Genomic DNA, 11,064 nt, shown 5'->3' with positions numbered 1-11,064 from the left:
ACGGTCGCTTGCCGGAAAATCCCCTCATAGCTCAGCCCCAGCCTTTGGGCCGCCGCACGCGAGGGCACATTCAGCGCATCACATTTCCACTCAAAGCGCCGATAGCCCGCCTCGAAAGCCCATTCGATCATGCGCACCATCGCCTCGGTTGCGGCGGGCGTGCGCTGGAGCGCGGGTGACAGGCAGATATGGCCAAGCTCGATACAGCCTTGCTCTGGCGCGATACGCAGGAAAGCCATAACGCCCAAAGCCGCGCCGGTATGTGGGTCGCACACCGCCACGAACCACGGGTCATCCTTGCCCGCCATCTCGGTCAGAAAGCGGATATAGCCTGCCTCCGAAGCGAAAGGCCCGTAGGGCAGATAATCCCAGAGCGCATCAGCCCCGGCATTGGCGCGAAACAGCGAATGCGCGTGGCGCTCTTCCAGCCGCTCCAGCCGCATATAGCGCCCGTCGATACGCGTGAAATCGGGCGCACGCGGGGGTTGCCAGCCCGCCAAAGCCTCTCCGAACCGTGCCATTCCTGCCTCCGTTCTTGTTGGTTTGCGCCACGCTAGCGCGCAGCGATGGTTAACGCAATTGCCGCCAAAGCGCGCCAATCCCATCCCATTCCTGCCGTATTTCGATGCGATCCAAAGGCTGACCAATCCCGATCGGAGGCCGCATGAAACAGCGCATCATCCGTATGCTTGAAAACGAGCGTCTTGTCACCACGACCCACTGGACCGTGTTCAGCCTTGGCGCGCTGTCGCTCACGGCGTCGCTGGCGGCAACAGTGATCAACGTGCTCGCCCTTTAACAGGCCGGAAAACGCAAAAGGGGGCCAACAACGGCCCCCTTCGTCTTATCCGAGATACCGCTTATTCCTGCGGAATCACGCGCAAGTGCAGTTCGCGCAACTGCTCGTTCATCGGCTCTGAGGGCGCGCCCATCATCAGATCTTCGGCGCGCTGGTTCATCGGGAACATGATGACTTCGCGGATGTTCATCTCGTCGGCCAGCAGCATCACGATCCGGTCGATGCCGGCCGCACAGCCACCGTGGGGCGGGGCGCCATAGCGGAACGCCTTGACCATACCGCCAAAGCGCTTCTCGACCTCGTCCTTGCCATAGCCGGCGATCTCGAACGCCTTATACATGATCTCAAGCTTGTGGTTCCGGATCGCGCCCGACACCAGCTCGTAGCCGTTGCACGCAAGGTCATACTGGTAGCCCAGAACCTCGAGCGGGTCGCCATTCAGCGCCTCAAGCCCGCCTTGCGGCATCGAGAAGGGGTTGTGCGAGAAGTCGATCTTGCCCTCGTCGTCCTTCTCATACATCGGGAAGTCGACGATCCATGCGAATTTGAACTGGTCCTTGTCGGTCAGCCCAAGCTCGTCGCCAATCACGTTGCGGGCACGGCCAGCGACAGCTTCGAAGCTCTCGGGCTTGCCGCCCAGGAAGAAGGCCGCGTCGCCCACACCCAGACCAAGCTGCGCGCGGATTGCCTCGGTCCGCTCGGGGCCGATGTTTTTCGCCAGCGGACCGGCCGCTTCCATGCCCGAGCCATCCTCGGCCTCGCGCCAGAAGATATAGCCCATTCCCGGCAGGCCCTGTTCCTGCGCGAATTTGTTCATCCGGTCGCAGAACTTGCGCGAGCCACCCTTCGGTGCCGGGATCGCACGGATCTCGGTGCCGTCTTGCTCCAGCAGCTTGGCAAAGATCGCAAAGCCCGAGCCTGCGAAATGCTCGGACACGACTTGCATCTCGATCGGGTTGCGCAGGTCGGGCTTGTCCGAGCCGTATTTCAGCAGCGATTCCTTATAGGGGATCAGCGGCCAGTCGGCATCGACGCGGCGCCCGCGCCCGTATTCCTCAAACAGACCCTGAATCACCGGCTGGATCGCGGCGAAAATATCGGCCTGCTCGACGAAGCTCATCTCAAGGTCGAGCTGGTAGAAATCGGTCGGGCTGCGGTCGGCACGCGGGTCTTCGTCACGGAAGCACGGCGCGATCTGGAAATACTTGTCAAAGCCACCCACCATGATGAGCTGCTTGAACTGCTGCGGCGCCTGCGGCAGCGCGTAGAACTTGCCCGGATGCAGACGCGACGGCACGAGGAAGTCGCGCGCGCCTTCGGGGGACGAAGCTGTGATGATCGGCGTCTGGAATTCGTTGAAGCCCGCGTCCCACATCCGGTTGCGCAAGGAGCGCACCACGTTCGAGCGCAGCATGATATTGTTGTGCAGGTTCTCGCGGCGCAGGTCGAGGAAGCGGTAGGCCAGACGGGTTTCCTCGGGGTAGTCCTGCTCTCCAAAGACCGGCAGCGGCAGTTCCTCGGCTTCGCCCAGAATCTCGACCTCGCGGACATAGACCTCGATCTCGCCGGTCGGGATTTTCGGGTTCACCAGCGAGGCGTCGCGCAGTTTGACGTTGCCATCAATGCGGATCACCCATTCCGAGCGCACCGTTTCAAGCATCTTGAACGCGGCCGAGTCGCCATCGCACAGAACCTGCGTGATGCCGTAATGGTCGCGCAGGTCGATGAACAGCACCCCCCCGTGGTCGCGGACCCGATGGACCCAGCCCGCAAGGCGGACGGTCTCACCGGCGTTTTTCGCATTCAGGTCGGCGCAGGTATGGCTGCGATAGGCGTGCATGTTGCTCCCCTTTTTTGGGCGGCGAATGATTTCGGCCCGATCAACCGCGCCAGCGGCCCAAAGTCAAGCGCGCGCGGGGGCAAAACCCTGCGGCTTTGGCGCTTGCCGCGATATTTTTTCCAATTTCAGGAGAGTTTCCGCATTTTAGCCACAAACCCCTGCGAATCTGGAAACAATAAACGCAAGCGTAACAGTAACCCGATTTCAAAACCCGATGGCACGCCCCTCTATTCTAGTTCTGATATTGATTGTCCCCGCAGCCCTTGGGCTGGGAATTCTGGCCAATGTGGCCCCGTCGCGCGATCTTCTGGCGTTGTGGATGGCGGCCAAATCCGTCGCTTTGGGGCAACCCGAAGCGGTCTACCCTGCATTTGACGGCCTGTTCCGGATGCTGCCGCCCGACAGCTGGCACGATCTGGCGCTCCGGATCGGGGAACCGGGGGTTATCTACCCCTATCTCTATCCTCCGTTGTGGGCGTGGCTTCTGGCGCCGTTGACCGATGTGTTAGAATTCCAGACCTTTGCGAAGGGGCTTTTTCTTTTCAACACCGCCTGCCTTGTCGCGTTGCCGTTTCTCGCGACACGGATCGCCTTTCCGCCGACGGGCGCGCCAGCGCCTCGTTATTGGTGGTTTCTGGCAATTCTGATGATGATTCTCCTGCGTGCCGCACCGGTCGGCCTGCTACAGGGGCAGCCGCAGATCATTGTCGCCTTCCTGACGGTCCTCGGGATCGAACGCGCGCAGAACGGCTCGCCCGTGCAGGGCGGGGTCGCGATGGGGCTGGCGATTGCGCTGAAACTGACACCGCTGCCAATTGCGCTGCTGTGGTTTGCGACGCGCCAGCATCGCGCGGGCCTGACAGCACTCGGGGTGGCAAGCGCCCTTGGCGGCCTGTCCATCGCGCTTGCAGGCTGGCCAATTCACGAGGTCTTTCTGGCGGGGCTTCGCAGCATCGACGGCACACTTCTTCTGAATTCGCAGGCCTATTCTCTGGACTTCATCGTGGGATTGCAGATGCCCGAAGCTCATATCCGTATCCAGCCTGCGATAGCGCAACTCCTGCCCCCCATGGCGCCGGAGGAGCAGGTCAGCTGGGTTGCCACTCCCAAGCCCGCCACCTACGCGCTGTTCAGCCGGAGCGCCCAGATCACCCTCCTTCTGACGAGCGGCATCTTGCTGCGCCAGGCGCGCGATGCGCAAGTGCGCGCGGCGCTTTGGGCAGCTGCGCTGACGGCCTTTGCCTTTCTCGGTCCGATCGGCTGGGCTTACTACTATATAGCACCGCTGGCTTTCGCGCCGATTCTGGTTCACCGGCTTGGCTGGGTCGGTGGTGCCCTTCTGGCAATTAGCGGCCTGCTCTGCGCGCTGCATCTGCTTTTGGCCGAAATCTTCAATGGCTACGCAGCCCAGACAGGGATTTTGATCTTCCTGACCGGCTGCCTCCTTGCCGCGACCTTTGCGAAAGCACGATCCGGTGGTTTTCAGCCCTTGCGCACTCCGCGAAGCTGACTATAACCCCCATCAATTTGCGCGCGCCCGCGAGGGCTGCGCATATCATGCTGCCCAAATGTCAGGAGACCGCCCATGCCGAAGAGAACAGACATCAAGTCAATCCTCATCATCGGTGCCGGTCCTATCATTATCGGCCAGGCCTGCGAGTTCGACTACTCGGGCGCCCAAGCCTGTAAGGCACTGCGCGAAGAAGGCTTCCGCGTCATTCTGGTCAACTCGAACCCGGCGACCATCATGACCGACCCCGAGATGGCCGACGCAACCTATATCGAGCCGATCACCCCCGAGGCCGTCGCCAAGATCATCGAGAAAGAGCGCCCCGACGCGCTGTTGCCGACGATGGGCGGGCAGACCGGCCTGAACACCTCGCTCGCGCTGGCAGATATGGGCGTGCTGGAAAAATTCGGGGTCGAGCTGATCGGCGCGAACCGCGACGCGATCGAGATGGCCGAAGACCGCAAACTCTTCCGCGAGGCGATGGACCGTCTGGGCCTTGAAAACCCGCGCGCGACCATCGTGACCGCGCCGAAGAAGGCCAACGGCAAAGCCGACCTCGAGGCCGGTGTGCAAATCGCGCTGGACGAGCTGGAAAACATCGGCCTGCCCGCGATCATCCGCCCCGCCTTCACCCTTGGCGGCACCGGCGGCGGTGTGGCCTATAACCGCGAAGACTATATCCACTACTGCCGCACCGGCATGGATGCCTCGCCGGTGAACCAGATCCTCGTCGATGAATCGCTGCTTGGCTGGAAAGAATACGAGATGGAGGTTGTGCGCGACAAAGCCGACAACGCCATCATCGTGTGTTCCATCGAAAACGTCGATCCGATGGGCGTGCACACGGGCGACTCGATCACCGTCGCGCCGGCGCTGACGCTGACCGACAAGGAATACCAGATCATGCGCAACGGCTCGATTGCCGTTCTGCGCGAGATCGGCGTCGAGACCGGCGGCTCGAACGTGCAATGGGCGATCAACCCCGCCGATGGCCGCATGGTCGTGATCGAGATGAACCCGCGCGTGTCGCGCTCCTCCGCGCTGGCCTCCAAGGCGACCGGCTTCCCGATTGCGAAAATCGCGGCAAAACTGGCGATCGGCTACACGCTGGACGAGCTGGACAACGACATCACCAAGGTCACGCCCGCCTCGTTCGAGCCGACCATCGACTATGTCGTCACCAAGATCCCGCGTTTCGCCTTTGAGAAATTCCCCGGTTCCAAGCCGGAACTCACCACCGCGATGAAATCGGTGGGCGAGGCGATGGCCATCGGCCGCACTTTCCACGAGTCGGTGCAAAAAGCGCTGGCCTCGATGGAGACCGGCCTTTCGGGCTTTGACGAAGTTGAAATCGAAGGCGCGCCCGACAAGGCCGCCGTCATCAAGGCGATCTCGGTGCAGACGCCCGACCGTATGCGCACCATCGCGCAGGCCATGCGCCACGGCCTGACCGACGCCGAGATCATCGCCGCGACCGCGTTTGACCCGTGGTTCCTTGCCCGCATCCGCGAAATCGTCGATGCCGAAGCGGAAATCCGCAAATCCGGCCTGCCGATGACCGAAGAGGGGCTGCGCAAGCTCAAGATGATGGGCTTCACCGACGCGCGTCTCGCCAAGCTTACGGGCCGCGACGAGGCACAAGTCCGCCGCGCGCGCCGCAACCTTGGCGTCACCGCTGTGTTCAAGCGCATCGACACCTGCGCCGCCGAGTTTGAAGCCCAGACCCCCTATATGTATTCGACCTACGAAGCCCCCGCGATGGGCGATGTCGAATGTGAGGCCCGTCCCTCGGACAAGAAGAAAGTCGTCATCCTTGGCGGCGGCCCGAACCGGATCGGTCAGGGGATCGAGTTCGACTACTGCTGCTGTCACGCCTGTTTCGCGCTGACGAATGCGGGCTACGAAACGATCATGATCAACTGCAACCCCGAGACCGTGTCGACCGACTACGACACCTCGGACCGCCTGTATTTCGAGCCGCTCACCCTTGAGCACGTTCTCGAAATCCTGCGGGTCGAGCGCGAAAACGGCACGCTGCATGGCGTGATCGTGCAGTTCGGCGGCCAGACCCCGCTCAAGCTGGCGAATGCGCTTGAGGCAGAGGGTATCCCGATCCTCGGCACCACGCCCGACGCGATCGACCTTGCCGAAGACCGCGAGCGGTTCCAGGATCTTCTGAACCGTCTCGAACTGAAGCAGCCGGTCAATGGCATTGCGCACTCTGATGCCGAAGCCTTTGAAATTGCAGGCCGTGTTGGCTATCCGCTGGTGATCCGCCCGTCTTACGTTCTGGGTGGTCGCGCGATGGAAATCGTGCGCGATCTGGATCAGCTCAAGCGCTATATCACCACTGCTGTGGTCGTGTCGGGTGACAGCCCGGTTCTGCTTGACAGCTACCTGTCGGGCGCAATCGAGGTTGACGTCGACGCGCTGTGTGACGGCGAGAACGTCCATGTCGCGGGCATCATGCAGCACATCGAAGAGGCCGGCGTCCACTCGGGCGATAGCGCCTGTTCGCTGCCGCCTTACTCGCTGTCCGCCGAGACCATCGCAGAGCTGAAAGAGCAGACCGTCAAGATGGCGATCGGCCTGAACGTGCGCGGTCTGATGAACGTGCAGTTCGCGATCAAGGACGGCGTGATCTATGTGCTTGAGGTCAACCCGCGCGCCTCGCGCACCGTGCCGTTTGTCGCGAAAGCAACCGACAGCGCAATTGCCTCGATCGCCGCGCGCCTGATGGCGGGCGAGCCGCTCTCGAACTTCCCCGAGCGCGCGCCCTACCCGGCCGATGTCACGCCCGACACCGCCCTGCCGCAGGCCGACCCGCTGACGCTTGCAGACCCGAACACGCCGTGGTTCTCGGTGAAAGAGGCCGTGCTGCCCTTCGCCCGCTTCCCCGGCGTCGATACGCTGCTTGGGCCGGAAATGCGCTCGACCGGCGAGGTCATGGGCTGGGATCGCTCGTTTGCCCGCGCCTTCTATAAGGCACAGCTTGGCGCAGGCTCCATCCTGCCGACCGAAGGGCGTGTGTTCTTCTCGATCAAGGACACGGATAAATCCGACGATCTGGCCGAGGCCGCGCGCGACCTGATCGCGATGGGTTTTGGGATCGTCGCGACCCGTGGCACCGCCGCCTGGCTGGCCGAAAAGGGGATCGAGGCCGAGGCCGTAAACAAGGTCTACGAGGGCCGCCCGAACATCGTGGACCGCCTGAAAAACGGCGACGTGCAGCTTGTGTTCAACACGACCGATGGCTCGCAGGCGATCTCGGACTCGCGCGAAATCCGTGCGGTCGCGCTTTATGACAAGATCCCCTATTTCACCACGGCCGCAGCTTCGATCGCGTCGGTTGCGGCGATGAAATCGCGCGCCGAAGGCGACATCGAGGTGCGCAGCCTGCAAGGTTGACGCCCCTGACTGACCGGCTTTCGCGGGCGGGGCTACCTGCCCGCGGACGGGCCGAAGCCGCGTAGCACCTCTGCGATCTGCCGGTATTGCCCGGCCATCGGGCTTGAGTTGCGCCAGACGAGGCCGATCATGCGCTTCGGGCGCGGCGCAGGCAGGCGCGCCACTGCCACATCGGCAAGGCGCGTTTCGGTCGCCACCGCCATTTCGGGGATCAGCGTCACTCCGATCCCCGCCCCCACCATCTGCACCAGCGTGGTCAGCGAGCTGCCCTCCATAAACTCGCGCGAGCCGACCCGCGCAGGCGTGCAAAACGCCAGCGCCTGATCGCGGAAGCAATGCCCCTCTTCCAAAAGCAAGAGCCGCATCTCCAACAGCCCTTCGGCACTGGGAACAGGGGCATTCGCCTCGGCACACGGGCGCACCAGCACGAACTCCTCCTCGAAGAGTGGTTCCTCGTGCAACCCGCTTTCCGAAACAGGCAGCGCCACAATCGCAAGATCCAGCCGCCCCTCGCCCAGATCGCGGATCAGCGTTTGCGTAATCGCCTCGCGCGGGCGCAGATCGAGGTTAGGATAGGCCTGCCCCATATGGCGGATCAGCGCGGGCAACAGATAGGGCGCGATGGTCGGGATCACCCCGATCCGCAACACGCCACTAAAGGGCGCCTGTGCCGCGCGCACGAACCCGTCCAGATCATCTACGGATCGCAAAATCCCCGCCGCACGCTCTGCAAACGCCACGCCAAGATTGGTCAGCCGGATCTGCCGCGCACCGCGTTCGATCAGGGGCGCACCGGCGATTTCCTCAAGCTCTTTCATCTGCACCGACAGCGCGGGCTGAGAGATCGCGCAAACCTCGGCCGCGCGCCCGAAATGCCCCTGCTGCGCAAGAGCCGTGAAATACCGAAGGTGGCGAAGCGTAAGCCCTTTCATAACCGTGACCTATCACAACCATCATTATAATTCAATTTTGATAATGAAAATTCATGTTAGAACAATTCTAGATGCGCGCTACCTGACAGATGCGCGACGATTGGTTTGGATTTCAAGGAGAGTGCAATGGACGGAAATAGCACAAGCGGCGGCAAATGCCCTGTGATGCACGGCGCGATGACAGCCGCCGGAAAGTCGAACACCGACTGGTGGCCCGAGGCGCTGAACCTCGACATCCTGCATCAGCATGACACGAAAACCTCGCCCTTCGGCGCGGGCTATAGCTATCGCGACGCGGTCAAGACGCTTGATTTCGACGCGATCAAACAGGACGTTCACGCGCTGATGACCGACAGCCAGGAGTGGTGGCCCGCCGACTGGGGACACTACGGCGGGTTGATGATCCGTATGGCGTGGCACTCGGCCGGGTCGTATCGCACGGCGGACGGGCGCGGCGGTGGCGGCACGGGCAACCAGCGTTTCGCCCCGATCAGCTCGTGGCCCGATAACGCCAGCCTCGACAAGGCGCGCCGCCTGCTCTGGCCGGTCAAAAAGAAATACGGCAACAAGATCAGCTGGGCCGACCTGATGATCCTTGCCGGCACCATCGCCTATGAGAACATGGGGCTGAAAACCTTTGGCTTCGGCTTTGGCCGCGAGGACATCTGGCACCCCGAGAAGGACACCTACTGGGGCGCCGAAAAGGAATGGCTCGCGCCGTCGGACAACCGCTATGGCGATGTGTCGAAACCGTCGACGATGGAAAACCCGCTGGCCGCCGTGCAGATGGGCCTGATCTATGTGAACCCCGAAGGCGTGAACGGCAAACCCGACCCGCTGAAAACCGCCGAACAGGTGCGCGAGACCTTCGCCCGCATGGGCATGAATGACGAAGAAACCGCAGCCCTGACCGCTGGCGGCCACACCGTCGGCAAGGCGCATGGTAATGGCGACGCAGGCGCGCTTGGCCCAGACCCCGAGGCCGCTGGCATCGAAGAGCAAGGCCTTGGCTGGACCAACCCGCATATGAAGGGCAAGGCCGCGAATGCCGTGACCTCGGGGATCGAGGGCGCGTGGACTGCAAACCCGACCAAGTGGGACATGGGCTTCTTCGACATGCTTTTCGGCCACGAATGGGAGCTGCGCAAATCGCCTGCGGGCGCATGGCAGTGGGAGCCGGTGGACATTGCAGAGGGCGACAAGCCGCTGGACGCCTCGGACGCCTCAAAACGGCACAACCCGATGATGACCGACGCCGATATGGCGATGAAGATGGACCCGATCTACAACGAGATCTGCCAGCGTTTCATGGCCGATCCCGCCTATTTCGACGAGACCTTCGCCCGCGCATGGTTCAAGCTGACGCACCGCGACATGGGGCCGAAGGCGCGCTACCTTGGGCCGGACGTTCCCGCCGAAGACCTGATCTGGCAAGACCCGATCCCCGCAGGCAGCACCGGCTATGATGTGGCCGCGCTGAAGGCGGCGATCAAGGCCAGCGGGCTGAGCGGCGCCGAAATGATCGCCACCGCATGGGACAGCGCACGGACCTTCCGTGGCTCGGACATGCGCGGGGGCGCCAATGGTGCGCGCATCCGTCTGGCGCCGCAAAAGGACTGGGAAGGGAACGAGCCTGCCCGTCTGGCGCGTGTGCTTTCGGTGCTGGAACCACTTGCCGCCAATGCAGGTGCATCACTGGCCGATACGATTGTTCTGGCGGGTAACGTCGGTGTCGAAATGGCCGCCGAGGCTGCTGGCGTATCGCTTGAGGTGCCCTTCGCGCCCGGTCGTGGTGATGCGAGCGAGGCCAAGACCGACGCCGCTTCGTTCGACGTGCTGGGACCTGTGGCGGATGGCTTCCGCAACTGGCTCAAGGCCGACTATGTGGTCAGCGCCGAAGAGCTTTTGCTGGACCGCGCGCAACTGATGGGCCTGACCGCCCCCGAGATGACCGTTCTGGTCGGCGGGATGCGGGTTCTGGGCACCAACCACGGCGCCACTGTTCATGGCGTATTCACCGACCGGCCCGGCGCACTGACGACGGACTTCTTCGTCAACCTGACCGACATGGCCTACACATGGAACCCTGTCGCGGGGGGGCTGTATGAGCTTCGCGAGCGCAAAACGGGTGCCGCCAAATGGACCGCGACGCGCGTCGATCTGGTGTTCGGTTCTAACTCGATCCTGCGCGCCTATGCCGAGGTCTATGCCCAGGACGACAGCGCCGAGAAATTCGTGCACGACTTCGTTTCCGCATGGGTCAAGGTGATGAACGCGGACCGGTTCGACCTGACCGCCTGATCGGCACAAAAAAGAAAGAGGCGCGGGATATACCCAAGCCCCTAGCGATAAATGTTGATACCTGCCGGATAGCGGCAGGTATCTTTTTCTAAGCATTCCTGAGAATTAGGCGACTTCCTGCGCCAGAGCTTCGGCCTGCTGAATCACCAGCTTGTGTCCGTCGTCAGATAATTTGGGACAGTTGAGCGCGCTTTCGTTTGGAGGCTCTGGCTCATCCTTGATTGAGTTTATGCGTTTTCAGTTTGGTGGCGCAAGCGCCGCTTGAGCATGGTTT

At 62.4% G+C, this 11,064-nt stretch carries 7 protein-coding genes; 4 read left to right on the top strand and 3 right to left on the bottom strand.

Annotation, left to right across the window (positions count from 1 at the left end; all coding sequences use genetic code 11):
• Positions 1-521 (bottom strand): GNAT family N-acetyltransferase (locus tag RYZ20_RS15730; protein ID WP_317675162.1); only part of this gene is annotated, 521 nt, incomplete at its 3' end.
• A gap of 143 nt (positions 522-664) precedes the next feature.
• On the opposite strand from RYZ20_RS15730, the gene RYZ20_RS15725 reads away from it, so the two are divergent.
• Positions 665-799, top strand: a complete 135-nt coding sequence (locus RYZ20_RS15725; RefSeq protein WP_317675160.1) for a hypothetical protein — start codon at positions 665-667, stop codon at positions 797-799.
• A 61-nt stretch (positions 800-860) separates the two neighbouring features.
• On the opposite strand, the gene aspS is transcribed toward RYZ20_RS15725, so the two are convergent.
• Entirely contained in the window at positions 861-2,639 is a 1,779-nt protein-coding gene (gene aspS / locus RYZ20_RS15720; protein ID WP_317675158.1) for an aspartate--tRNA ligase, read from the bottom strand.
• Between the two features lie 214 nt (positions 2,640-2,853).
• Here aspS and RYZ20_RS15715 point away from each other — a divergent pair, with 214 nt between their 5' ends.
• The gene (locus RYZ20_RS15715; protein WP_317675156.1) at positions 2,854-4,149 is read left to right on the top strand and encodes a glycosyltransferase family 87 protein; all 1,296 of its coding nucleotides are present in this window, start codon (positions 2,854-2,856) and stop codon (positions 4,147-4,149) included.
• A gap of 75 nt (positions 4,150-4,224) precedes the next feature.
• Entirely contained in the window at positions 4,225-7,557 is a 3,333-nt protein-coding gene (gene carB / locus RYZ20_RS15710; protein ID WP_317675154.1) for a carbamoyl-phosphate synthase large subunit, read from the top strand.
• A 32-nt stretch (positions 7,558-7,589) separates the two neighbouring features.
• Here the strand turns inward: carB and RYZ20_RS15705 are convergent, their stop codons facing one another.
• On the bottom strand, positions 7,590-8,489 hold the full coding sequence (locus tag RYZ20_RS15705) for a hydrogen peroxide-inducible genes activator (protein ID WP_317675152.1): 900 nt from the start codon (positions 8,487-8,489) through the stop codon (positions 7,590-7,592).
• A 126-nt stretch (positions 8,490-8,615) separates the two neighbouring features.
• Here RYZ20_RS15705 and katG point away from each other — a divergent pair, with 126 nt between their 5' ends.
• The gene (gene katG, locus RYZ20_RS15700) at positions 8,616-10,790 is read left to right on the top strand and encodes a catalase/peroxidase HPI (protein ID WP_317675150.1); all 2,175 of its coding nucleotides are present in this window, start codon (positions 8,616-8,618) and stop codon (positions 10,788-10,790) included.
• Positions 10,791-11,064: the final 274 nt, after the last annotated feature.

Origin of the sequence: Pseudothioclava alba (assembly GCF_033100795.1) — a bacterium.
GTDB lineage: Bacteria > Pseudomonadota > Alphaproteobacteria > Rhodobacterales > Rhodobacteraceae > Pseudothioclava.
The sequence above is the reverse complement of the archived record's forward strand: the minus strand, read 5'-3'. Positions and strand labels throughout refer to the sequence as shown.